The sequence below is a fragment of the Arthrobacter psychrochitiniphilus genome (assembly GCF_003185915.1).
In the GTDB taxonomy this organism is placed as follows: domain Bacteria; phylum Actinomycetota; class Actinomycetes; order Actinomycetales; family Micrococcaceae; genus Specibacter; species Specibacter psychrochitiniphilus.
This window is the reverse complement of record NZ_QHLZ01000004.1, coordinates 184,562-207,570: the sequence shown is the minus strand read 5'-3', so window position 1 is coordinate 207,570 and position 23,009 is coordinate 184,562. Positions and strand designations below refer to the sequence as shown.

At 60.3% G+C, this 23,009-nt stretch carries 22 protein-coding genes; 7 read left to right on the top strand and 15 right to left on the bottom strand.

Going from position 1 to position 23,009, the window contains the following annotated elements; translation table 11 throughout:
- Positions 1 to 28: 28 nt before the first annotated feature.
- From CVS29_RS08140 to disA, 3 genes are all read left to right on the top strand, one after another.
- The gene (locus CVS29_RS08140; RefSeq protein ID WP_110105828.1) at positions 29 to 1,162 is read left to right on the top strand and encodes an FUSC family protein; all 1,134 of its coding nucleotides are present in this window, start codon (positions 29 to 31) and stop codon (positions 1,160 to 1,162) included.
- Positions 1,163 to 1,245: 83 nt separating this feature from the next.
- A complete protein-coding gene (radA, locus tag CVS29_RS08135; RefSeq protein ID WP_110105827.1) occupies positions 1,246 to 2,637 on the top strand; it encodes a DNA repair protein RadA in 1,392 nt (463 codons plus the stop codon).
- 141 nt (positions 2,638 to 2,778) lie between these two features.
- Positions 2,779 to 3,849: a DNA integrity scanning diadenylate cyclase DisA gene (disA, locus tag CVS29_RS08130; protein WP_110105826.1), complete on the top strand. Its 1,071-nt coding sequence runs from the start codon at positions 2,779 to 2,781 to the stop codon at positions 3,847 to 3,849.
- Positions 3,850 to 3,898: 49 nt separating this feature from the next.
- Here disA and CVS29_RS08125 read toward each other — a convergent pair whose 3' ends face one another.
- On the bottom strand, positions 3,899 to 4,696 hold the full coding sequence (locus tag CVS29_RS08125) for a hypothetical protein (protein WP_245932121.1): 798 nt from the start codon (positions 4,694 to 4,696) through the stop codon (positions 3,899 to 3,901).
- A gap of 58 nt (positions 4,697 to 4,754) precedes the next feature.
- Here CVS29_RS08125 and CVS29_RS08120 point away from each other — a divergent pair, with 58 nt between their 5' ends.
- Complete coding sequence (locus CVS29_RS08120; RefSeq protein WP_110105948.1) at positions 4,755 to 5,702, top strand: HhH-GPD family protein; 948 nt, start codon at positions 4,755 to 4,757, stop codon at positions 5,700 to 5,702.
- 162 nt (positions 5,703 to 5,864) lie between these two features.
- Here CVS29_RS08120 and dhaM read toward each other — a convergent pair whose 3' ends face one another.
- The 9 genes from dhaM to CVS29_RS08080 form a co-directional block, all read right to left on the bottom strand.
- Entirely contained in the window at positions 5,865 to 6,566 is a 702-nt protein-coding gene (gene dhaM, locus CVS29_RS08115) for a dihydroxyacetone kinase phosphoryl donor subunit DhaM (RefSeq protein ID WP_110105825.1), read from the bottom strand.
- A complete protein-coding gene (dhaL, locus tag CVS29_RS08110; RefSeq protein WP_110105824.1) occupies positions 6,563 to 7,207 on the bottom strand; it encodes a dihydroxyacetone kinase subunit DhaL in 645 nt (214 codons plus the stop codon). The genes dhaM and dhaL overlap by 4 nt, the downstream gene beginning before the upstream one ends.
- Positions 7,208 to 8,209 carry a dihydroxyacetone kinase subunit DhaK gene (dhaK, locus tag CVS29_RS08105; RefSeq protein WP_110105823.1) on the bottom strand — a complete coding sequence of 334 codons (1,002 nt, stop codon included), beginning with the start codon at positions 8,207 to 8,209 and terminating at the stop codon, positions 7,208 to 7,210. It lies immediately after the preceding gene.
- Positions 8,210 to 8,325: 116 nt separating this feature from the next.
- Positions 8,326 to 8,832 (bottom strand): amino-acid N-acetyltransferase, encoded by a 507-nt coding sequence (locus tag CVS29_RS08100; RefSeq protein ID WP_110105947.1) that lies wholly within the window; start codon positions 8,830 to 8,832, stop codon positions 8,326 to 8,328.
- Positions 8,833 to 8,983: 151 nt separating this feature from the next.
- A complete protein-coding gene (locus tag CVS29_RS08095) occupies positions 8,984 to 11,473 on the bottom strand; it encodes an ATP-dependent Clp protease ATP-binding subunit (RefSeq protein WP_110105822.1) in 2,490 nt (829 codons plus the stop codon).
- A gap of 176 nt (positions 11,474 to 11,649) precedes the next feature.
- Positions 11,650 to 11,991: a histone-like nucleoid-structuring protein Lsr2 gene (locus CVS29_RS08090; protein WP_110105821.1), complete on the bottom strand. Its 342-nt coding sequence runs from the start codon at positions 11,989 to 11,991 to the stop codon at positions 11,650 to 11,652.
- Between the two features lie 96 nt (positions 11,992 to 12,087).
- Entirely contained in the window at positions 12,088 to 12,240 is a 153-nt protein-coding gene (locus tag CVS29_RS18430; protein ID WP_170120936.1) for a hypothetical protein, read from the bottom strand.
- A 14-nt stretch (positions 12,241 to 12,254) separates the two neighbouring features.
- Positions 12,255 to 13,703: a lysine--tRNA ligase gene (gene lysS, locus CVS29_RS08085; protein WP_110105946.1), complete on the bottom strand. Its 1,449-nt coding sequence runs from the start codon at positions 13,701 to 13,703 to the stop codon at positions 12,255 to 12,257.
- A 167-nt stretch (positions 13,704 to 13,870) separates the two neighbouring features.
- Complete coding sequence (locus CVS29_RS08080) at positions 13,871 to 14,911, bottom strand: LacI family DNA-binding transcriptional regulator (RefSeq protein WP_245932119.1); 1,041 nt, start codon at positions 14,909 to 14,911, stop codon at positions 13,871 to 13,873.
- Positions 14,912 to 15,082: 171 nt separating this feature from the next.
- Between CVS29_RS08080 and uriH the strand changes: the two genes are divergently transcribed.
- The 3 genes from uriH to CVS29_RS08065 are packed head-to-tail and all read left to right on the top strand — an operon-like array spanning position 15,083 to position 18,431.
- Positions 15,083 to 16,072 (top strand): uridine-preferring nucleoside hydrolase UriH, encoded by a 990-nt coding sequence (uriH, locus tag CVS29_RS08075; RefSeq protein ID WP_110105820.1) that lies wholly within the window; start codon positions 15,083 to 15,085, stop codon positions 16,070 to 16,072.
- A 56-nt stretch (positions 16,073 to 16,128) separates the two neighbouring features.
- Complete coding sequence (gene uriT / locus CVS29_RS08070) at positions 16,129 to 17,499, top strand: uridine transporter UriT (protein WP_110105944.1); 1,371 nt, start codon at positions 16,129 to 16,131, stop codon at positions 17,497 to 17,499.
- A complete protein-coding gene (locus CVS29_RS08065; protein WP_110105819.1) occupies positions 17,496 to 18,431 on the top strand; it encodes a ribokinase in 936 nt (311 codons plus the stop codon). Before uriT ends, CVS29_RS08065 begins: the two co-directional genes overlap by 4 nt.
- Positions 18,432 to 18,534: 103 nt before the next feature.
- Here the strand turns inward: CVS29_RS08065 and panC are convergent, their stop codons facing one another.
- The 5 genes from panC to CVS29_RS08040 all read right to left on the bottom strand — a co-directional run bounded on the left by panC (position 18,535) and on the right by CVS29_RS08040 (position 22,956).
- On the bottom strand, positions 18,535 to 19,482 hold the full coding sequence (gene panC / locus CVS29_RS08060; protein WP_110105818.1) for a pantoate--beta-alanine ligase: 948 nt from the start codon (positions 19,480 to 19,482) through the stop codon (positions 18,535 to 18,537).
- Positions 19,483 to 19,544: 62 nt separating this feature from the next.
- Positions 19,545 to 20,468: a Rossmann-like and DUF2520 domain-containing protein gene (locus CVS29_RS08055; RefSeq protein ID WP_110105817.1), complete on the bottom strand. Its 924-nt coding sequence runs from the start codon at positions 20,466 to 20,468 to the stop codon at positions 19,545 to 19,547.
- The gene (locus CVS29_RS08050; protein WP_245932118.1) at positions 20,458 to 21,942 is read right to left on the bottom strand and encodes a PH domain-containing protein; all 1,485 of its coding nucleotides are present in this window, start codon (positions 21,940 to 21,942) and stop codon (positions 20,458 to 20,460) included. The genes CVS29_RS08055 and CVS29_RS08050 overlap by 11 nt, the downstream gene beginning before the upstream one ends.
- Entirely contained in the window at positions 21,939 to 22,421 is a 483-nt protein-coding gene (locus tag CVS29_RS08045; protein WP_245932117.1) for a PH domain-containing protein, read from the bottom strand. Before CVS29_RS08045 ends, CVS29_RS08050 begins: the two co-directional genes overlap by 4 nt.
- A 31-nt stretch (positions 22,422 to 22,452) precedes the next feature.
- On the bottom strand, positions 22,453 to 22,956 hold the full coding sequence (locus CVS29_RS08040) for a DUF3180 domain-containing protein (protein ID WP_110105815.1): 504 nt from the start codon (positions 22,954 to 22,956) through the stop codon (positions 22,453 to 22,455).
- Positions 22,957 to 23,009: the final 53 nt, after the last annotated feature.

Genomic DNA, 23,009 nt, shown 5'->3' with positions numbered 1-23,009 from the left:
GTTCAGCCGCTGCGCATAGACTAATTCCATGCCAGGTTCAGCCCCGTCGGAGCCCACTGGGACGGCCGCCACAGTTCTCTTTCTCAAGCGTCGTATCCGGCTCGGCCTGCGCCGCAGCGCAAGCTCAGTTCTGCCCGCCTTGTTGATGGCCATTTGCGCTGTTTCCGCCTACTACTTTTCAGAGCTGGTGTTGGGGCATCAAGGCCCCTTGTTTGCCGCCACCAGTGCCATCATCGCGCTCGGCTTTTCTAGGGACCCGCGTGTGCGCCGCGTCCTTGAAGTGGGCCTGGGTTGCACCATAGGCATAGCCCTGGGAGACATGTTGCTGCACTGGCTGGGCTCCGGGATCTGGCAGGCCGCCTTAATATTGTTCCTCTCCATAGTGTTGGCCCGCTTCTTGGATAGCGGAGCCATCTTCACCACGCAGTTGGCACTGCAGTCCCTTCTTGTGGTGCTGTTACCGATCCCGGCCGGCGGCCCATTTACTCGCAGCTTGGACGCGGTTGTAGGTGGCTGCTTCGCCTTGGCAGCTACGTTCTTGATCCCCCGGGACCCGCGCCGTGAGCCCAAGGATGATCTCAAGGAAGTGCTCGGTGAGCTTTCCCTGGTGTTGCGTGAATGCGCCTCCGCCTTGGCGTACAACGATTCCACCACTGCCTGGCATGCACTGGTCCGCGCCCGCGGCCAGCAACCCCGCATTGACGCCATGCGGCAGGGTTTGCGTGGCTCTGTTGAAATTGCCCGGCTTTCCCCCTTGTACCGCCGGCATTTACAAGAAGTTGAGGGGCTGGCGAAGCTCATGGTGCGGGTGGATTATGCCATGCGTTCGGCCCGGGTTTTAGCCCGGCGGCTGGCCAGTGTCATCAACAATGCAGCCCTTTCTGAGGCCGGGTCCATGCACTTGGCCGAAGTTATGAGTGAGACGGCAACTGCCGTGGATGAGCTGGGTGCGGCCCTTGCCGATACCACTTCACGCATTACGCTGAGCCACGCCCGTGATTCCCTGGCAGACATTGCCATTCGTTTGCACCCGGCCACCTTGGAAATAACGCGCATGGAGGGAGAAACAGTGGTGTTGCTGTTCCGCACACTCATGGTGGACCTGTTGGAAGCCGCCAAAATGGACCCCGCCGACATCCGCTCATTATTGCCAGCACTCTAATAAGCGGGCGCAGCGCACTCCACCTGAGGTGCCCGAGCGCCGGGCCGCCCGCGGATGTCGGTGCCCGGCGCTAGGCTTGAACCATGGCAGCAAAGAGCGCAAAAACAAACTCGGGACAGAATTTCCGTTGCACGGAGTGCGGCTGGAGCGCCGTGAAATGGGTTGGCCGTTGTGGCGAATGCCAGGCTTGGGGCACCTTGGAAGAAATTGGCACCGTGGTTGTCAGGACCACGGCGGCCACCACTGTTATGCGCCCAGCCCAGCTGATTGCGGACGTTGACGCCTCCAAGGCCGCGCACAACCTCACGGGAGTCCCGGAGCTGGACCGCGTTCTAGGTGGTGGCATGGTGCCAGGGGCCGTGATCCTACTGGCGGGGGAACCCGGTGTGGGAAAGTCCACCCTGCTGCTGGATGTGGCTGCCAAATTTGCTCGTAATGACCATGGCCGTGCACCCCAAAAGGTGCTGTACCTAACGGGTGAGGAATCGGCGGCCCAGGTGAAGTTGCGTGCCGAACGTATTGGCGCGGTTGCGGACACTTTGTATCTGGGCGCCGAAACGGATCTTGGCACCGCTCTGGGCCAGGTGGAAGCAGTGCAGCCGGCACTGTTGATTGTTGACTCGGTGCAGACCTTTAGCAGCGCCATGGTTGATGGGGCAGCGGGTGGGGTCTCGCAGGTGCGCGAGGTGGCGGCCTCACTCATTGCTGCCGCCAAGCGGTTGAACATGACCACTTTGCTGGTGGGTCATGTGACCAAGGACGGTTCCATTGCCGGTCCCCGCCTTTTGGAACACTTGGTGGATGTGGTGTGCCAGTTCGATGGTGAACGCCACTCCCGGCTGCGCCTGTTGCGAGCCGTGAAAAACAGGTACGGGCAAACCGATGAGGTGGGCTGTTTTGATTTGACGGACAACGGCATCGAAGGTCTGGCAGATCCCAGCGGGCTGTTCACCTCCCGTATTTCGGCACCCGTTTCAGGCACCTGCATCACGGTGACTATGGAGGGACGGCGCCCCCTGCTCGCCGAGGTTCAAGCACTTCTAACCCCGTCCCTGGGGTCCTCGCCGCGGCGCACTGTCAGCGGTTTGGATTCCACCCGTGTTGGCATGCTGCTTGCCGTGTTGCAGCAGCGGGCAGGGCTGCGGTTGGACGCCGATGACAGTTATGTGGCCACGGTGGGCGGGGCCCGGTTGAGTGAGCCGGCCTTGGACCTTGCTGTGGCCATGTCCATTGTTTCGGCTAAAACCAACAAGGTTGTCCACGCCAAGATGGTGGCTTTTGGGGAGGTGGGACTAGCCGGTGAGGTGCGCCCTGTGCCAGGCATCAACCAGCGTATCCAAGAGGCCAGCCGCCTGGGTTACACACATGCTCTGGTGCCGGCAAGCGCCAATGGCCCCGGTCCCATTCCACCGGACTTCACGGTCAAACAGATCGAGCACATCGCCGAGGCAACGGAACTTCTGCTGCACCTTTAGGGGTTTTGGAGGTGATCAGGACACAGATCGGTCAAGATGCGCGCGCCTAAAGGCAAGGCGAAGCTCAAAGGTGTAGGGCTCCTACTATTATGGGCACTGTGACTTGCGCGGATTCCCGCGCTTGAAAAGAAGGAACCGCCCATGCTTCGCAGCCCCGAAGAGGCCCTCAAGGCCACTCTTGCCCGTGTCGCGCCGGGAACGCCACTGCGTGATGGGCTGGAACGTATTCTTCGAGGCCGCACGGGTGCACTCATTGTGCTCGGTTCAGATAAGACCATTGAAAGCCTGTGCTCTGGCGGCTTTGAGATCGGCATAGACTTCGCCCCCACCAGCCTTCGTGAACTGGCAAAAATGGACGGTGCAATAGTCTGCGACAAGGACGCCACCAAGATACTCCGCGCTGCCGTCCAGCTGGTCCCTGACCCCAGCATTGAAACCCAGGAATCAGGCACCCGGCACCGCACGGCCGAACGCGTAGCAATCCAAACCGGTGTCCCGGTAGTTTCCGTTAGCCAATCAATGCAGATCATTGCCCTCTATGTGGATGGCTTGCGCTACGTCCTTGAAGGTTCGGAAAAAATTCTGGCCCGCGCCAACCAAGCCCTGGCTACTTTGGAACGTTACCGGGCACGGCTGGACCAGGTGACAAGTTCATTGTCGGCGCTGGAAATTGAGGCCATGGTTACTGTCCGCGACGTAGCTATCACCTTGCAACGCCACGAGATGGTGCGCCGCATTTCCGAAGAAATTGCCCAGTACGTCCTTGAACTGGGTGTGGATGGGCGCTTGCTCTCCCTTCAGCTCGAAGAACTTTCCGCAAGCCGCGGCTCCGGTGCGGATATGGTGATCCGCGATTACACCGACCCGGAAACAACAGATGTTGACGCCGCTGTGGCTGCCCTGCAGGAGATTGACCAGGCTGACCTCATAGACCTGAACGCAATTGCCGGCATTGTTGGCCTGGTCTCTGGCAATGACTCCATCGACGCCATCATCCAGCCTCGCGGCTACCGCCTGGTTTCGGGCTTGAAGGCCGTCCCGCCCGCCATTGCGGGGCGTCTTGTTGACCATTTTGGTGGCTTGCAGAACCTGATGGCAGCCACCATTGACGAGCTCATGATGGTTGATGGGATCGGCGAGCTCCGCGCCCGCAACGTCCGCGAGGGCCTCTCCCGCATTGCCGAAGCCAGCTTGTTGGACCGTTTCCTCTAACCCGCAGCTGCGGCAGGGGTGCCACAAGCTAGTCCACGGGCGCCAGTTGCTACGTCAAGGTGAAGGTGACCTTTTCGCTGGACCATTTCCCTAGGGTGGCCACCAGAACATACGTGGCGCCACCGCGGCCGGGTTGGGAGACTACCTTGGCGCAGTCAGGTGCCGTCCGGTTCTGCTGCCACACAAAGTTGGCTTTCTCCGAAGCACCCGGGGCCAGGTTCTTGACCAGATCCGTGCTATCCATTTGGCAGTACGCGGAGTTGAAGATGATGTCTTCGCCACTGGTGATCAAAAATTCCATTTGGCTGGTTCCCACGTTGATATCGCAATGGGTCTTGCCGGAATTTGTCACCTGCAGGGTGAGCACTGGATGATCATCTGGCCCATAGGAGGGTTTGTCTACGCTGGCCTTGACTTTGATCCCGGCCTCATCGCACACATCCGACGGCGGAGTTCCCGCCTTGGCAGCGGGCTTGGCTTTTTCAGTAGGGCTGTTGCCAACCACAGCAGGTTGGGTATCATTTTTGCTCCCACCGCCAAGGAACCCGGAGATCAAGAAGGTTCCTGCCACAATCGCGGCTACAACCAGCAGCGTCAGGACCGCCACTACCATGCGACGCCGGCGGTAGACCTTGGCTGAAACACCGGGCTGCCGTGGTGGCTTTCCCTGAGGCCCTGCGCCCGTCGATGCGGGTTTGCCACCGGGCGCAACTGAGGAATTCTTGCCACGTCCGGAACTACTTGAATTTCCCACAAACCCAAGCCTAGCGAAATCCCGGAGCTGCGCCTGACCAACCACGCCGTCAGCCGCCAAACCGTTAGCGGCTACGCTAAAAGGAACGCTCACCTTCCCCGCTATGTTCATCACCCTGGCCACCGGCCAGTTCTCCCTCGCAAGGAAATTCATGCCCACCACAGCGCCCTCCCGCGTTCCCACAGAAGTCCTGCACCACCGCATCAATGCCTGGTTCCAGCGCGAAGCCAGAGACCTGCCATGGCGCCATGATTGCTCTGCCTGGGGCATTCTTGTCAGCGAGATCATGTTGCAGCAGACACCCGTGGTGAGGGTGCAACCGGTGTGGGAAGCGTGGATGGAGCGCTGGCCCACCCCGGCAGACTTCGCGGCGGCTCCGGCCGCCGAGGTGCTGCGCGCCTGGGGCCGTTTGGGCTACCCCCGGCGAGCTTTACGGCTGCATGCTGCCGCCACTGAAATTCTTCAAAAGTACGACGGCGCTGTGCCGAACACGTACACGGAACTTCTGGCGCTTCCCGGCGTGGGGACGTACACGGCTGCGGCGGTTGCCGCGTTCGCGTATGGCCAGCGCACCACCGTGGTGGACACCAATATCCGTAGAGTGCACGCCCGGCTAGTCATTGGCCAAGCACTGCCGGCACCGGCACTAACTGCTGCCGAAATGACATTGGCGGCCCAGCTCCTGCCCGAGGACCGCGATAAATCTGTGCTGTGGAACGCATCAGTGATGGAATTGGGGGCTTTGATCTGCACGGCTAGGAGCCCAAAGTGTGAGCAATGCCCTGTGTTTGAGCAATGTGCCTGGATTGCTGCGGGCCAGCCGGAACCTACCTACATTCCAAAAGGGCAACCATGGGCTGGGACAGACAGGCAGGTGCGCGGGGCGGTTATGGCTGTGCTGCGGGCTGCCAGCTCGCCCATCCATGCAGACCTCCTGTGGGATGCACAGGCTGCCCAGTTACACCTGGAAGTAACGGCCGAGCTGGCAAAACTGCACCAGTTGAACACCCACGCGCCCCAACTAGAGCGTGCCCTCGCAGGCCTGGTGGTAGACGGCCTAGCCCAGCTCTCACCCGCCGGGTACCAACTCCCCGCGTAACCCTCAGGCCGCTGGAGCTGAAATGACGGGCAGATGACAGCAACGGAGGTAGTTGTTAAGATCGGAGGCCTGTGGACAGGCCTCCGATCTTAACAACTACCTCCGCATCGCCTTGCCGGCGCGCGAACCACCCGAAAATGACAGCCACCACGTCCTGGTATCTCAGATCTCTCCGAATCCGGCTTCCACTTGCGTGCGCACCAGTTCCACGGCCCGTTGCGCGTCCGGACCCGTGGCCGAGACGTTCAGCTCCGTGCCCTGTGCGGCACCGAGCGTCATCAGCATCATGACCGACTGCCCGTCCACCCCGTTGATTTCAATATCCACATCCATGGCCCCGAGTGCGCCTGCCAGCGCCCCCGCCGGGCGGGCGTGCAGGCCCATGGGGTTGATGAGCCTCAGCACAGCCGTCACAGCGGTATCAGCCACGGCAGCGGATGAAGCTGGCCCCTCGGCAGCGGCCGGCGCGGGTACGGCGGATATGGCTGGTGCAGCCAGCGCCGTCTCGGCGGCCTTGAGTACCACCTCGAGTGATGCCCCGGATTGTGCGGCCACCGCGGCAGCAACCGCACCTTCAACCAAAGGCGCGTCGGCCAAGCGGACCAGCTCGGGGCTGCCCATGAATTCCAGCGCGGCTTCGGCCGTCATGACGGCCGAGCCAAGATCGGTCAGCACCACTGCCCCGGCCCCGGTATCTGCCTCCCCCAGCGCACTCATGACCTTTTCCAGCGATGTCCCAATGCCGCCGTCGTCCATGCCACCGGCGGGAATCAAAACCACATCGGGGGCCATCTGCTCGGCCAGTTCAACAACCCCGGCCGCCAGCTGGGTGCTGTGGGAGACAATGACCAACCCTACGCTCATGCGCCCTCCCCCGCGGCCTGTGCTGCTGCACGCAAAATCAGTGCCGAGGAGACCGAGCCCGGATCGCGGTGCCCAATCGCCCGCTCCCCCAGATAGCTGGCGCGGCCCTTGCGGGCAATCAATGGATCCGTGGAGACGGAACCGGCCTCGGCAGCCGTGGCTGCCGCAGCCAAGAGGGCCGCCGGAGTGGCCCCGGAGGCAGCAGCTGCGGACGCGGCGTCCACGGCCGGGGTCCAGGCGTCAATCATGGTCTTCTCTCCCACTGACGCCTTGCCACGGGCAACCACACCGTCCCGTGCGGCGGCCAGGGCGGCGGCGAGCGTGTTTGAATCCAGCTCGGCTGCGTCCCCCACGGCTGAGGCGGCACGCAGGAATGCCGTGCCATAGAGCGGCCCTGCAGCCCCTCCCACCTTCGACATCAACGTCATTGCCACCAGCTTGAAGGCGGCTCCGGGGGTGGCGGGCGGCTCGGCGTCGAGCTTCGTCAGGACGGCACTGAAGCCGCGGTCCATATTTTCGCCGTGGTCCCCGTCTCCAATGACCCTGTCCAGCTCAATCAAGGCCATCCGGTTTTCGGCAATGACCTTTGCTGCCAGCCGCAGCCATTGCACGGCCCAGGCAGTGTCAAGTGTCGGTTTCATTTACATCCCCCAGCGCAGTGCAGGCGTGTTCACGGGTGCATCCCACAGCTCAATCATTTCATCGTCCAGGCGCAGCACCGAGATTGAGCAGCCCTGCATTTCCAAGGCGGTGATGTAGTTGCCCACCAGCGAGCGTTCCACAATGAGTCCGGCAGCTTCCAGGACCTTGGCGGCGTGCCGGTACACAATGTACAGCTCACTTGCCGGGGTGCCGCCCATGCCGTTGACAAAGAGCAGTACCCGCTCCCCTGCCGCCGGAGCAAGGTCGCTCAAGATCGGCTCCAGCAGCCGTTGCGTAATTGCGTCGGCGTTCTCCATGGGAATCTTGTGGCGCCCCGGTTCGCCGTGAATGCCAATGCCAATCTCAATCTCATCCTCGGCCAGTTCAAAACTGGGCACCCCGGCATGAGGGACAGTGCAGGCGGACAGTGCAACACCCATGCTGCGCACGTTGTCATTGACGCGCTGGCCAATTGCGGCCACGCCGTCCAGATCATCCCCGCGCTCTGCGGCAGCACCTGCGATCTTTTCCACCAGCACGGTCCCAGCCACCCCGCGGCGCCCTGCCGTGTATAGCGAGTCCTCCACGGCAACGTCGTCGTTGACTAGGACGGTGCGGACAGAAACGCCTTCAGCCTCAGCCATTTCGGCTGCCGTCTCAAAGTTGAGCACGTCACCGGTGTAGTTCTTGACAATATGCACCACGCCGGCGCCAGCGTTGGCTGCGATGGTCGCCGGAATAATGGCGTCGGGAGTAGGCGAGGTGAACATGGGGCCGGGAACTGCGGCGTCCAGCATGCCGTATCCCACATAGCCTGCGTGCAAGGGCTCATGGCCACTGCCACCGCCCGAAATTAGCCCCACCTTGCCGGCCCGGGGCGCGTCCTTACGGGTCACAAAGAGCGGATCAGTGTGCACCCTTACATGTCCGGCATGTGCCTGGCCAAATCCCTCCACCGATTCATCGACTACCGTCTTGGGATCATTGATGAGCTTTTTCATGACTAAACCCTCCGAAATCACACAGCGATTAGTGGGGTCCCTTGAAACGGCACCCCTCTGAACCCTACCCGGGCCTATGCCCCGTTGGTAGAGATGTCAGCTCTTCGCTGCGGTTACTACAACTGGCAGATCATCCTGGTATTGCCCAGAGTATTGGGTTTAACCCGGGCGAGATCCAAAAATTCGGCAACACCTTCATCGGCGGATCGCAGCAGTTCGGAGTAAACGGCGGGATCAACAACGCTCTGGTCGGCCATGACGGTGAAACCACTGCGGAGAAAGAAGTCCACCTCGAAGGTCAGGCAAAAGACACGGCTGACGCCGAGTACTCTGGCATTTACCAGCAACTTTTCAACGATCGCCCGGCCAATTCCCCTGCCCCGCAAGGTATCAGTAGTGGCGAGGGTGCGGATCTCTGCAAGGTCTTCCCACATGACGTGCAGCGCCCCGCAGCCAACAATTTCGCCATCAATTTCTGCAATCAAAAATTCTTGGATGGCCTCGAAGTAGGTGACGGACTCCTTGGAAATCAGAATTCTCTTCTCGGCCAGCGGGGCCACCAGATTCTTGATGGCGTGGACATCGGCCGTCCTGGCAGGCCGGAGGACAATAGCGGGGGCAATGATTTGTGCAGTCACCGCTTCAGTCTATGACCCCGGGGGCACCTTAAACCGCCACCACTTAAACCACATCCCACTTAAACCACAGACGCCCGGTTAGCTAACTAACCGGGCGTCTGGCGAGGTACTACTTTGTTGCTTTAGCTTTGGTTCTTTAGGCCGAGGCCGTGATGGCGTCCGGGATGTTCGGCTTGGCCGTGCCCACAAAGGTGAACTTCGCCTCGTCGCCCTCGCCCTCAACGCCCACTGAAACGATGTCGCCATCCTTGAGCTCACCGAAGAGAATCTTTTCGGAGAGGTTATCCTCAATCTCACGCTGGATGGTGCGGCGCAGCGGCCGGGCACCCATCGCCGGATCGTAGCCCTTGGTGGCCAGCAGGACCTTCGCGGCCGGGGTGAGCTCAATGCCCATGCCCTTATCTGCCAAACGAGTCTCCAAGCGTGCAACCATGAAGTCCACGATCTCGATGATCTCGTCCTGTGTGAGCTGCGGGAACACCACAACGTCATCAACACGGTTCAGGAACTCGGGGCGGAAGTGCTGCTTGAGCTCCTCCGAGACGCGTGCCTTCATCCGGTTGTAGCCGGTCTGTGTGTCCGAGCCGGACTGGAATCCAGTGGCAATCGACTTGGAGATGTCGCGCGTTCCCAAGTTGGTTGTCATGATGATGATGGTGTTCTTGAAGTCCACCACCCGGCCCTGGCTGTCGGTCAGACGACCATCTTCGAGAATCTGCAGCAGCGAGTTGAACAGGTCTGCGTGCGCCTTTTCAACCTCGTCGAACAGAACGACGGAGAACGGACGGCGGCGGACCTTCTCGGTCAGCTGCCCGCCTTCTTCGTAGCCAACGTAGCCCGGAGGGGCACCGAACAGGCGCGAAACCGTGTGCTTTTCCGAGTACTCGGACATGTCCAAGGTGATGAGTGCGTCTTCGTCGCCGAAGAGGAACTCAGCCAAGGCCTTGGCCAGCTCGGTCTTACCAACACCGGTGGGACCGGCAAAGATGAACGAACCACCCGGACGCTTGGGGTCTTTCAACCCCGAACGCGTACGGCGGATCGCCTGCGAGATGGACTTGATGGCTTCGTTCTGACCCACCACACGCTTGTGCAGTTCATCTTCCATCTTCAGCAGACGCGTGGACTCGGCCTCGGTCAGCTTGAAGACCGGGATACCGGTGGAGTTCGCCAATACCTCAGCGATGAGTTCTTCGTCGACCTCGGAGATCTCATCCAGGCCACCTGACTTCCACAGGCGTTCTTTCTCGGCACGGGCGGTGATGAGCTTCTGCTCATCGTCGCGCAACGAGGCGGCACCCTCAAAGTCCTGAGCGTCAATGGCGTCTTCCTTGCGCTTCTTGACAGCAGCAATTTCACCATCCATGGCCTTGAGCTCGGGTGGTGCAGTCATGCGACGGATGCGCAGACGGGCACCGGCCTCATCGATCAAATCGATGGCCTTGTCCGGTAGGAAGCGGTCACTGATGTAGCGGTCAGCCAACGTAGCAGCCGCCGTCAGCGCACCGTCGGTGATCGAGACGCGGTGGTGTGCCTCGTAGCGATCACGCAGGCCCTTGAGGATCTCAATGGTCAGCGGAACGGTGGGTTCCATCACCTGGATGGGCTGGAAGCGGCGCTCAAGAGCGGCGTCCTTCTCAATGTGCTTGCGGTACTCATCCAAGGTAGTGGCACCAATGGTCTGCAGTTCACCACGAGCCAACATGGGCTTGAGGATCGAGGCAGCATCGATGGCACCTTCGGCGGCACCGGCACCCACAAGGGTGTGGATTTCGTCAATGAAGAGGATGATGTCCCCGCGGGTGCGGATTTCCTTGAGGACCTTCTTCAGGCGCTCCTCAAAGTCACCTCGGTAGCGTGAACCAGCCACAAGGGAACCCAGGTCAAGGGTGTACAGCTGCTTGTCCTTGATGGTCTCAGGCACGTCGCCGCGCACAATGGCCTGCGCCAAACCTTCAACAACGGCTGTCTTGCCCACGCCGGGCTCACCAATGAGGACCGGGTTGTTCTTGGTGCGGCGAGAGAGGATCTGCATGACGCGTTCCATCTCATGCTCGCGCCCAATGACCGGGTCAAGCTTGTTTTCCCGTGCCGCCTGGGTCAGGTTCCGGCCAAACTGGTCCAGCACCACCGAACCCGCGGGCTGGCCCTCGGGTTGCTGGCCGCCACTGGCCGCCGGCTCCTTGCCCTGGTAGCCGGAAAGCAGCTGGTTGACCTGCTGGCGCACGCGTCCAAGATCCGCTCCGAGCTTTACCAGCACCTGCGCGGCAACGCCTTCGCCTTCACGGATCAGCCCGAGCAGGATGTGCTCGGTGCCAATGTAGTTATGGCCCAGCTGTAGCGCCTCACGCAGTGAAAGTTCAAGAACTTTCTTGGCGCGCGGGGTGAAGGGGATGTGCCCGCTAGGAGCTTGCTGCCCCTGCCCAATGATCTCTTGGACCTGTTCGCGAACACCGTCCAGCGAAATGTTCAAGGACTCCAAGGCCTTGGCGGCAACACCTTCACCCTCGTGGATGAGGCCGAGCAGAATATGCTCCGTGCCAATGTAATTGTGGTTGAGCATGCGGGCCTCTTCTTGGGCCAGCACAACAACACGTCGGGCTCGATCAGTGAATCGCTCAAACATTTCGCCACACTCCTTTTACTGCGTACTTTGATGCTACGCAGTAGCCGGGCCTCGTGGGGGCGTGTTCGCCACAGGGGAAATAAGAATCCTTGATCCTGCTGGTTAAAGTACGACGGCGGGGCCACCTCATGAGGTGGCCCCGCCGTGGTTCTTGGGTGGGCTAAGCGTGGAAAAGCTTACGCCTGACCGCCCTGCGCTGCATGGTAGGCATCGCGAATCTCTGCCTGAATGCGGCCCCGTTCGTGGACTTCGAACCCATTTTCACGAGCCCAAGCACGGATCTGAGCTACGTCGCTGCCAGATTTGGGGGCAGTCGCAGCTCCGCGACCACGGACCGCACGGCCTCCTGCACGGCGCCCGGCAGCAATGTATTTGCCAAGTGCCGTACGCAATGCTTCTGCGTTCTCGTTTGAGAGGTCAATTTCATAGCTGATACCGTCCAGCCCAAAGGTGACATTTTCATCAGCGGGGCTCTGGTCAATATCGTCTACAAGTGTGATGTGAATTTTCTGTGCCATGGGGAGTAATCGCCTAACATAGATTTAATGAATACTTCTGAATAAATTATGGTTCGAAAATTCTTTCACGTCAAAGTTCAATCAATAGCAGCGCCGTTAGCTGCCTTGTTCACCGGAGGAATCCGCTTCCCGCTCCGCCTTTATCATTGCTTCACGCTCTGAACGATCCGCATTGAATATTGCCTTCATGGCGAAGTAGAAAAGTGCACCAACACCCAATGATGGCAGAATAACTGCAATGTATTCCATTTTCTTTGCTGCTCCTACTCTGGCTTCATCAAGGGAAAGAGAATGGCTTCCCGAATACCAACACCTGTGAAGAGCATGACCAAACGGTCAACACCCAGGCCCAGACCCCCCATGGGTGGGGCACCGTATTCCAAGGCCCGCAGGAAGTCTTCGTCCAACTGCATGGCTTCAGGGTCTCCTGCCGCCGCTGCCAGTGATTGCTGGGTCAAACGTTCGCGCTGGATTACCGGGTCAATGAGCTCAGAGAATGCTGTTCCGGTTTCCCGGCCGTCAATAATCAGGTCCCACGCCTCAATGAGGTTTTCCTTGTCCCGGTGCGGACGGGCCAGGGGCTGGGCCGAGGGCGGGTAATCGCAAACGAAGGTGGGCTGAATTAGTGTCGGTTCTACAATTTCACCAAAAAGTTCCGTGACAAGCTTTTCAGCATCCCAGGCCGGATCAATTTTGATGTTGCGCTCGTTCGCAATGGCGCGCAATTGCTCTGCCGTTGTCTCGGGGGTGATTTCCTGGCCAACACCGTCGGAGAGGCCCTGATAGACGGGTAGCCATGGCCATTCTCCGTCGAGGTTAATTGGTCCGCGATCAGTTTCAATGACACGTGAACCCACGGCATCTGCTGCCGCAAGAATAATGCGCTGCATGATTTTTGCCATGGTGAATTGATCACCATAAGCCTCATAGGCTTCCAGCATGGTGAATTCCGGGCTGTGCGTTGAATCGACCCCTTCATTGCGGAAGATTCGGCCCACTTCAAAGACCTTATCCATGCCCCCAACCACTGCACGCTTCAAGTACAGCTCAATGGCAATACGCAAAGTCATGGGCTGGTCAAAAGCGTTAAGATGCGTGTGGAACGGGCGGGCTGAAGCCCCACCATGGATGAGCTGCAAAATGGGCGTTTCAAGTTCAATGTATTCTTCGCCGTGGAGCGTGTCCCTGATGGCCTTGACGATGGCTGAGCGCATCCGTACTTGGTCGCGGGCGGTGTCGCGGACAATCAAGTCAACATAACGCTGGCGCACACGCATTTCTTCGGAGAGTTCTGCGTGCAGAACAGGCAGCGGGCGAAGCGCCTTTGATGCCATAGCCCATTCGGATGCCATGATGGAGAGTTCACCGGTACGGGAGCTGATGACCTCACCCTTGAAGAAGACGTGATCGCCCAGGTCAACGAGTGCCTTCCAGTCGGCCATCGCGCCTTCGCCCACATTTGCGAGCGAGAGCATGATCTGCAGACGTGCTCCGGCACCCGATTGAAGTGTGGCGAAGCACAGCTTGCCCTTGTTACGTATATACACAACCCGGCCGGTGACACCAGCCACATCACCTGTTGCTGTGTCTGCTTCAAGTTCCAGATATTTTGCGCGGATCTCTTCGAGTGTGTGGGTCCGCGCCACCCCAACCGGGTAGGCCTGTTCGCCTCGTTCAAGCAACTTGGTTCGCTTGTCCAAACGGACAAGCATTTGCTCAGAGGCGTCATTGGGTTCAGGGGAAAGGGTATTTTCTGCGCTCACGAGTTAACAGCTTAGTTGGTGAATCTGGGTGAATCCTACGTGCCTAGTTTTCCACCCTCTTACTAGCCTCCCCTCACCTTCCCTGCAGAAGAGTTCTACTCTTCTTTGTGACGGTTCTAGGCGGGCTCTGCGGTAGAGCCGCGTACTACCAGCGTGGCCGGCAACGTCTTGGGTACCGTCTGCGCAGCCTCTCCGGCCATGAGCTTCTGTAATTCCCTACCGGCGAGCCGCCCCATTTCCAGTGCCGGTAAATGCACTGTGGTGAGGCCAGGATTCGAAGTTGCAGAATATGGCAGATCGTCAAAGCCAGTCACTGCTAGCTCTTTCGGAACAGCCAGTCCCGCAACACGCGCTTCCTGCAGAACCCCGTAGGCGTGGGTGTCTGTTGCACAAACGACGGCGGACACCCCCTTGTGCGACCAATCCGACCAGGAGTCAGTGAACGCCAGAGCCGCCGCACCGACGTCAATCATGGAACTGCCTTGGGCCACCACTTTGAGTCCGAGCTGGGCTGCGGAACGGTGGAAGGCCTCGCGGCGCACACGGAACGTCTCCGTACCTGTTGAGCTGTCAAGATAAGCCACCGCAGCGTGCCCTTGCGCTTCCAGGTGGAGTGCCAGCAAGTGGGCGCCGTGGGCAACATCGAAGTTGATTGAGGGCGCGGCGCTGGTAATACCGGCGGCATCCAAAAGCACCATGGGATCGCTCATTTGAAGCTCGGCCAAAAAATGTGCACTGGGGGCGTCAACTAACAAACCCGCCGGGCGCAGCGCCAGCAGCTTGCGCACATCTTGCGGTGCGGGGGTTTGCCCGGCCTCGGTCACCGAGAGCAGTAATTGGAAGCTCTCGCCTAGAACTTCCCTAACACCGGCAATGACCTTGGCAAAGAAGGGATTGGAAACATCCGGGGCCACCAAGATGACAATATTGCTGCGCCCCTTGGCGAGTGAGCTGCCCAAACCGTTGACAACATAACCCAGCTCGGCAACAGCTTCTTGGACCCTGGCAATGTTTTCCTTTGAGACCCGGCCCGCGGTCTTGCCGCTGGTCACCAGTGAAACCGTTGCTACTGAGACTCCGGCCCTGGCTCCCACCATGGCAGCCGTGACACGCGCGGACCCTTCGCGGGGTACAGAGGAGGTTTTAAAATCATCCATGCAGCGATCCTATCGAGGCCACAGCGGAGTTGTTACAAGCGCAATGGATCAAACGCTTAACGTAAAGTGCGTTAAGCGGTTGACGTGAGGTGCTTTTCGGTGCCAGACTAAGCGCTGAGCAAGATCCCGGCCCGCCGGAATCCCCCCAACGACGTGGAGAATTAAGTGAATATGGAACAGAACCTCACCACAGGTCTTACTGCCCCCACCGGCGCGCCCCGCAAGATCATCCTTGACTGCGATCCCGGCCATGATGACGCTGTAGCGCTGCTTTTGGCACACGGCAACCCGAACATTGAGCTGCTCGCCGTGACCACGGTGGTGGGTAATCAGACCCTTGAAAAGGTCACCCGTAACGCCCTTTCCGTGGGTACCATTGCCGGCATCACCGGCGTCCCCTTTGCCGCGGGCTGCGACCGCCCGCTGGTGCGCACCATTGAAACGGCGCCAACAATTCACGGTGACTCCGGCATGGACGGCCCCGATCAGCCCGAGTCAAGAATCGAGCTTGACCCGCGCCACGCCGTTGACCTCATCATTGAAACTGTTATGGCGCACGAGCCCGGCACAATCACCTTGGTGCCCACTGCCGGCTTGACCAACATTGCTATGGCTGTCCGCAAGGAACCGCGCATCGTTGAGCGCGTGAAGGAAGTTGTCCTGATGGGCGGCGGTTATCACGTGGGTAATTGGAGCCCTGTAGCTGAATTCAACATCAAGATTGACCCCGAGGCCGCACACATTGTCTTCAATGCAGGCTGGGAAGTTCTCATGGTGGGCCTTGACCTCACCCATCAGGCACTCGCCACACCCGAGGTTGTTGCCGCCATCGAGGCTGTGGGCACAAAACCGGCCAAGTTCGTTATGGAACTCATGGAATTCTTCACGCAAACCTATAAGGACGCCCAGGGCTTCGACTACCCACCGGTCCATGACCCCTGCGCCGTGGCCTACGTCATCGATCCAACAGTTATGACCACCCAGAAGGTTCCCGTTGACATTGAGCTCACGGGCACACTGACCTTGGGTATGACCGTGGCCGATTTCCGCGCCCCGGCACCGGCCGGCTGCAAAACCTCAGTGGCTGTGAGTCTTGATCATGAGAAGTTCTGGAACATGGTCACCGATGCCCTGGTACGCATTGGCGAGGTTGACTTGTGAGCCAACCTCTCTCCACCACGAATAAGTTTGCCAAGACCGGCAACATCACGGCCCTCATGGTGGCGTTGCTAACTGCCTGCATTGCCTTCCAGCTCAATGCCTCCATGCTCAGCCCGGCGCTGGTCACGATGGGCGAGGAACTCAACGCCAGCCAAGCGGCCATTGGCCTGTCCCAAACGTGGTTCTTCACCGCGGCAGCTGTGTTCTCTTTGTTCCTGCCCCGCTTGAGCGACATCATCGGGCGCAAAAAGGTCCTGATCGCCATGATGGCAATGATGGGCGTTGGTTCCATCATCTCGGCCATGGCCCCAGACATCACGTGGCTCTTTGTAGGCCGGATCATTCAAGGCATTAGCGGACCCACTGTTCCCTTGTGCCTAATCATGCTCCGTTCCGCCGTGCGGGATCCCAAGAAGTACGGCGCACTGATGGGCCTTGTCACGGCCGTCAATGGCGGGATCGCGGGCATTGACTCCTTCGTGGGCGGCTACTTTGCCGAACACTTTGGCTTCCGCAGCATTTTCTGGCTCATGGTTGTTGTGGCCGTGATCGCTACTGTGCTAATCGCGTTCCTCGCCCGTGAATCAAAGCCCGGCGAAGGCACGAAGATGGACTGGCTTGGCGTATTTTTCATTGTTATTGCCGTTGGCGCCCTGCTGACCGCACTGAACGAGGCCACCAAGTTGGTGGGCAGCTTCACGCTCGGTCCGTTGCTGAGCGCACTGGCCTTGGCTCTGGTCTCCGTGCTAGCTTTCATGGCGTTCTGGACAGTGGAGAAGCGTTCGGCGCATCCCATGGTGGAGATTGTGCACCTGCGCCAGCGCTCCACTTGGGCGCCGCTGCTGACAACAACGCTGACCATGACCGGTATTTTTGCCGTGATCAATGGCATTGTGCCGGCCTTCGTGCAGGGCGCCGATCCCGGATTTGGGATTGGTGCCACCGAGATGAGCCTGCTAATCCTGACCCCTTACGCTCTACTCGGCTGGGTTTTTGGCCCCATCACGGGCCGTCTGGCCCCGGTGTTTGGCTACACCAAGATGCTCAGAATTGGCCTGCTGGGCAGCATTGGCTCCCTCGCCATCATCGGCTTCCTGGGCTTGCATAGCCTGCCGTGGATGATTGCTGGAACCGTATTGCTGGGCATTATGTATGCCGGTACGGTGAACATCATGCTCAACGGTCTTGGTGTGGTGCTGTCTCCCGAAGGAAACCCTGGCTTCCTGCCTGGCATGAATGCCGGCGCTTTCAATCTAGGTGCCGGGCTCAGCTTTCTAGTGCTGCCGGCCATTTTAGTAGCAACGGCCCCACTAGGTGGCCACGGCTCCTATTTGACAGTGGTTGTTGTGGCCTTGGTTCTGAGCGCCGCCGCGTTCGCCGCCTCGTTGCTGGTGCCTAAACCCCTCGATGCCGAGGTGGGTTCATGAAAGCTTCCAGAATTGTTGTTGCCGGGTCCCTGAACGCAGATCTGACCATTTATACAGAACGCCTGCCCTCCCCCGGCGAAACCCTGCATGGCCACGGTTTTGCCATCAATCCCGGCGGCAAGAGCGCAAATCAGGCAGTTTCCGCCGCCCGCTTAGGCGGCAATGTCACTCTCTTGGGTGCTGTTGGAAGCGATTCCAACGGTGAGATGCTACTGGCTTCCACGGCTGGTGCCGGCGTTGACGTCAGCCACGTCCGGCGAGTCAGCGAACCCACGGGAGTTGCCATCATCTCGGTTGATGCCCGGGGCGAGAACAGCATCATCATCTCTGCCGGCGCTAACGGTACCCTCTCCCCCGCGGATATGAACCCGGAGCTGTTCAACGGCGCCGGCGTGGTGTGCCTGTGCCTAGAAGTTCCTCTGGAGACCGTGCAGGCTGCTGCCCAGGCAGGGCACGACGCCGGAGCAAGCGTCCTGCTCAACCTCTCTCCGTACGCTGCGATCACCACAGAGCTGGCACAACTGAGCGATGTTTTGCTCGTCAACTCCCACGAGGCCTCGCAATTCCTTGATGGCTTCATCATGCCTGCCCCGGATGCCCCGGTAGCCGCGTGGCTTGGCGCCGTGGAGAAGTTCGCCGGACGTGGATTGCATCAGGTTCTAGTCACACTAGGGGCGGCGGGATCCATGGTGCTGGACGCACACAACATAGATAATCCAGTAGTGCGCATAGCCCCGACAGCCGTTGACGCCGTGGACACCACCGGAGCCGGTGATGCTTTCACAGGTGCCGTTGCCGCCCGACTCGCAGCTGGCAGCACCCTTGTGGAGGCTGCCCGCTACGCCTCTGTTGCGGCGGCATTGGCTGCTACCAAGAAGGGCACCCAGACGGCCTACCCCTCAGGCACAGAAGTAGACGCCATCCTCCAGTGATGCGCACTAGCAATTTGCTCTAAGAAAGCCCCGACCATACTCTGGCCGGGGCTTTCTATTCTGATCTGCGCACAGTTCCGGTTGCCGCGTGAGGGTGGCGGCGTCAGCCCAAGGGCATGTTATCTATGAGCCGAACCGGGCCCACCTTGGCAGCGATCAGCACCAGAGCCTCGCCGGTGAACGGCGTGTCCTGGCAGTTTTCGCCGCGAACTTCCAGCGTGGCCGGATCTACTACTTCCAAGTAGTCCAGGTCAACGCCTGGGGCGCTACGCACTAAATCCACGGCGGAATCAATGTCCAGTGGTTCATGGGCATCGGCCCGGCGCTTCAGAAGCAGCAGGGCCCGGGAGAGCACCAGGGCGGATTCACGCTCCTGCTCCGAGAGGAAACGGTTCCTGCTCGAAGAGGCCAGCCCGTCCGCATCACGCACGGTGGGGACGGGAACAATCTCTACCGGGAAGTTCAAATCAGCCACCATCTTGCGCACCAAGGTGAGCTGCTGGGCGTCCTTCTGCCCAAAATAGGCCCGGTACGGTAGACGCCCGGCAGCATCAGGGGCCGCCAATCCACGCCCGGGCATGCCCACGTGCAATAGTTTGGCGACTACCGTCAACGCGCCGTCAAAATGTCCGGGGCGTGAGGCGCCCTCGTACATGTTCCCCAGCTTCCCGGCCGTGATCCGCACCATCGGCTCCCCCGTGGGGTACATTTGCTCCACGGTTGGGGCGAACATGAAATCGACGCCCACCTTTTCCAGCAGCGCCAGATCGGCATCGGTGGTGCGCGGGTAGCGGGCCAGATCGGTGGCGTCACCAAATTGCAGTGGGTTCACAAACACACTGGCCACCACCACGGAGTTCTCCGCCACCGCGGCCGCCGCCAGCTGGGCGTGCCCATGGTGCAGGGCACCCATGGTGGGCACCAGGGCCAGGGTACCGACTGCCCGCGCCCCAGAACCTACCTCGCCGCCTCCGGCCCCGGCCCTGGACACTAGCAGCGCGGACGTTTTGGCCTTCAGCTCGGCAATGGTCCTTACAAGTTCAATGCTCATGGTCTTCTCTCATCAACGCTTCTTACAACTGCCGCACCACCCGTCACCCAGGTGAGAGGAACCTAGCTTCCGGCTACGCCCGTGTCGGCTTCGTCGTCGGGCATCAACGCCGCCTGGATACCAAGATACGCCTCCGCGGAAAGCATCCGGCGCTTGGCCGCCCGGGCAGCCGTGCTGGCAGACATGGCCAGGTACGCGTCAAGGACGTCAGCGGAAGAAGTGTCCAGCGCGTACTCGCGTAAGGCGGACGCGTGGGCCGCCACGGTTCCGGCATCCCCGCGCGCCACCGGACCGGTCAGTGCCGCTTCCCCCGTGGTCAGTGCATTCTCCAAGGCTGCACGCAGCAAGGGACCCAGCACCTGGCCACTTGACTCCACGCCAATATCAGCCAATATCTGCCCCGCCTGGGCCACGAGAGTGACCATGTGGTTCGCCGAATGCGCCAGTGCCGCGTGGTAAAGGACACGGTCAGCCTCGGCAATAACCACCGGTTCCGCCCCCATCTCCACCACCAGTGCTTGGGCGATGGGCAGCATGGCTGGCTCGGCGCTCACTCCGACGCTGCAATCAACCAGCCGCGTAAGGTCTAGGCTCATGCCGGTGAAGGTCATGGCCGGATGCAGAGCCAAGGGAATCCCACCGGCCGCCTTGACAGGGGCCAGCACCGCCGTACCGAAACGTCCCGAGGTGTGCGCCACCAACTGCCCGTCCTGCCATGCCCCCACGGCGCCCAGCCCCGCAACAAGATCGCTCAGGGCATCATCCGGAACAGCCAACAGCACCAGTTCCGAGCGTTCCACAATGTCAGCCACGTCAAGGACCGGAACTCCTGGCAGCAGCAGTTCCGCCCGCTCACGGGATTCCTCTGACACCGCAGAAACACCCACGACAGCGTGCCCGGCACCGCGCAGCGCCGCCCCAAGGACTGCTCCGACCTTGCCAGCTCCAATGATTCCAATGCCAAGCCTGCCAGGCTTAATCGCCATTTTCCGTCTCCTCAGGGAGTTCTTGTGGTGCCGCGGATGCGAGCCATTTCTCGTCACGGTGGATCCGGCGTGCGGTTGCCGCGCGGGCGGCTTGTTCATTAAAGAGTGCCAATGAGTTGGCAACTGACATGTGACGGACCAAAGGCCTGATGGGGCCAACAGTGGAATGCAGTTCGAAGCTGGCCAGGCCCAACACCGCCATGAGCGGGCCTTGGTGCAGACCGAGGGATTGGGTCCGCTCATGCGGCACCACCTGCAAACGCCGGACGATCCTGCCATGGCGGCACAACAGGGCCGTTTGGGTGGCCCGGAAAGCGTTATAACGCCAGGCAAAGGGATCGAGCCAGCGGGCGGAGGGCGGGGAATGCACAAAGCCCTCCCTATTACCGGGGCCCTTGAGCCCTGCGGTAAACACCTCGAAGGGATTTTCCACGCCGGGGTCCGGAAATACCAGTCCCAGCACGGCCATGACTTCGGCTAATGTTCCGGCCGGGAGCATGACGGTCCGTGAGCCATGATCCGAGGAATCGGCCCCATAACCGGCCACGTTCACATGAACCTTGTACCAGCCAAAGGGGCGCCACATGGGCCCCTGGCTAATACCAACCGCTTGGATCCGGCCCGGCGGAATGGTCTGAGCTCTCGTTTCCAACAGGCCGTAGTGCAGGCGGATGCCATCAGGTGAGAGTGCAATCCGGAAGTTAAAGTCACCTGTGATGGCTTTCCAGTAAGAGGCTGCCAACCCAATGAACAAGGGCACGGCAGCAACTAAAATACCGAGCTCACCGCTCCACACAGTAGCTACCACCACGGCACCCACCACCAGCAGGGCGGTAACCGTGGTCCCGCTGAACACGGCGGCGCCAATAATTCTGGCCGGTTTCAGGGCTAGAACGTGACTTTCCGGCGCCTCCGCCACCTCGGTCGGTGCCAGAGGGTCAACGGACAGGCCTGCCGCACGGGCCAGAATCGCGGCCCGGAGCCGCTTGGCCTCCGCCAGCTTAAGGAAGGACAAGCGCATGGCCGACTTCCCGCCGTCGGCCACATCAAATTTCAGCTCCGCCAAGCCAAAGGCCCGCGCCAGCAGGGGTTGGACCACATCAATAGCCTGCACCCTGTCAATGCGGGCTCGGCGCTGCTGACGGAACACCACACCGGAGTTGATGTGCACGTGATCATCGGTGACCTGGTAGCGGGTAAAACGCCAGGATAAGAAGAACGCCAGGCCAAAGATCACAGCAGAGGCAGCCACCACAAGCACCATGATCAAAAACGCCATGCCGCCAGGAGTGGGCAAGGCACCTTCAATCCCGTCGCCGGAAAATATCGAGTCCAGCGAGTTTCGGCCAAAGACAAACATGACGGCAACAACTGCCACCCAGCCGCGGACCAAGGGTGAGACGGGATGAACCCGATGCCATTGCTCCGGCGCGTCCGTACGAAAGGGCTGCTCTTGGAAGAATTGTTCGCTCACAAGCCGGCCAGTTTCGCCTCACCGCGGGCCGATAACTGTTCTCTCAGGCGCCCGGCCTCGGCTGCCGGCAGCCCGTTGAGGAGCGCATTGGTCCCGGGCGAGGCGGTATGCAAATGAATGGTGCTCAAACCCAGCATGCGTTCCAAGGGCCCCATGGTGACATCCACATATTGCATGCGCCCGTAGGGAACCACCATGACCCGGCGGAACATGATCCCGCCACGGATAAGCAGATCATCGTCCCGTTCGGCATAGCCGATGGCCCGCACCTGGCGTGGAATAAGAATCATTTCCCAGAGAAGAATCACCACCACAATGATCGGAGCCAGCCACGCCAACCAGGCCGGATAACCGGCCCAAACTCCGCTGCGGTGCAGGATCAGCGGTACGGCCGTGATGGCCAGGACTAGCAAAGCCCCGATTACCGCGGTGATGAAACGGGCAATTACGAGTTTCCCGGAGACAGGAAGAAAAACCACGCCCTCAGGATCAATTGAGTGGCTCTGAGATTTAGGCAAACCCTTCCTCCCCCTGTGCTTCACGCTTGGGCCGGGTGGTGGTGCCGGGTTCGTTGTCTTCCGGCGGCACCTTGCAAAAACGCTCCACCATCACACCGATGGCCACCATGACGAGCCCGCCGGCCAAGTGGGCCACCATGACCCAGATAATCGAAAGATCGCTGCGCATGGCAATAGTTGGCAGCTGGTTGATGAGGATGCCGGCATGCCAGCCGAAAAGTACGGCACCAGCATAGGCGCAGGCCTGCGCCAAGATCACTGTCCGGGCAGCCAACAACGGATCGAGTGCTTTTTCCCGCTTGCCGTCACGCCAACGGCGCACCTTCAGGCCCAGAATGAGGCAGACCACGGATATCAAGCCCATGGTGATCAGCGAGCTCAGCGGCAGCACAGGAAGGGCCAGGCTGGCCCGGGACGTAAGTTCCGTACCCACCCAGGCAAGGACAGCCAAAACAATAGCTACGCCTACCAACCACGCGGGCCTGATAGTCCGCATCGTGCTTCTCATTGTTGCCTCATCGCTTCATTGGTGACTACTTATTTAACCGT

What these genes read in the sequence shown, in the direction of transcription:
- dhaK (WP_110105823.1), bottom strand. Translation starts at nt 8,209, where the DNA reads ATGAAAAAGCTCATCAATGATCCCAAGACGGTAGTCGATGAATCGGTG.
- CVS29_RS08090 (WP_110105821.1), bottom strand. Translation starts at nt 11,991, where the DNA reads ATGGCACAGAAAATTCACATCACACTTGTAGACGATATTGACCAGAGC.
- uriT (WP_110105944.1), top strand. Translation starts at nt 16,129, where the DNA reads ATGGTGGCGTTGCTAACTGCCTGCATTGCCTTCCAGCTCAATGCCTCC.
- CVS29_RS08140 (WP_110105828.1), top strand. Translation starts at nt 29, where the DNA reads ATGCCAGGTTCAGCCCCGTCGGAGCCCACTGGGACGGCCGCCACAGTT.
- CVS29_RS08120 (WP_110105948.1), top strand. Translation starts at nt 4,755, where the DNA reads ATGCCCACCACAGCGCCCTCCCGCGTTCCCACAGAAGTCCTGCACCAC.
- disA (WP_110105826.1), top strand. Translation starts at nt 2,779, where the DNA reads ATGCTTCGCAGCCCCGAAGAGGCCCTCAAGGCCACTCTTGCCCGTGTC.
- CVS29_RS08040 (WP_110105815.1), bottom strand. Translation starts at nt 22,956, where the DNA reads ATGCGGACTATCAGGCCCGCGTGGTTGGTAGGCGTAGCTATTGTTTTG.
- uriH (WP_110105820.1), top strand. Translation starts at nt 15,083, where the DNA reads ATGGAACAGAACCTCACCACAGGTCTTACTGCCCCCACCGGCGCGCCC.
- dhaM (WP_110105825.1), bottom strand. Translation starts at nt 6,566, where the DNA reads ATGAGCGTAGGGTTGGTCATTGTCTCCCACAGCACCCAGCTGGCGGCC.
- CVS29_RS08095 (WP_110105822.1), bottom strand. Translation starts at nt 11,473, where the DNA reads ATGTTTGAGCGATTCACTGATCGAGCCCGACGTGTTGTTGTGCTGGCC.
- dhaL (WP_110105824.1), bottom strand. Translation starts at nt 7,207, where the DNA reads ATGAAACCGACACTTGACACTGCCTGGGCCGTGCAATGGCTGCGGCTG.
- lysS (WP_110105946.1), bottom strand. Translation starts at nt 13,703, where the DNA reads ATGCTTGTCCGTTTGGACAAGCGAACCAAGTTGCTTGAACGAGGCGAA.
- CVS29_RS18430 (WP_170120936.1), bottom strand. Translation starts at nt 12,240, where the DNA reads ATGGAATACATTGCAGTTATTCTGCCATCATTGGGTGTTGGTGCACTT.
- radA (WP_110105827.1), top strand. Translation starts at nt 1,246, where the DNA reads ATGGCAGCAAAGAGCGCAAAAACAAACTCGGGACAGAATTTCCGTTGC.
- panC (WP_110105818.1), bottom strand. Translation starts at nt 19,482, where the DNA reads ATGAGCATTGAACTTGTAAGGACCATTGCCGAGCTGAAGGCCAAAACG.
- CVS29_RS08055 (WP_110105817.1), bottom strand. Translation starts at nt 20,468, where the DNA reads ATGGCGATTAAGCCTGGCAGGCTTGGCATTGGAATCATTGGAGCTGGC.
- CVS29_RS08065 (WP_110105819.1), top strand. Translation starts at nt 17,496, where the DNA reads ATGAAAGCTTCCAGAATTGTTGTTGCCGGGTCCCTGAACGCAGATCTG.
- CVS29_RS08080 (WP_245932119.1), bottom strand. Translation starts at nt 14,911, where the DNA reads ATGGATGATTTTAAAACCTCCTCTGTACCCCGCGAAGGGTCCGCGCGT.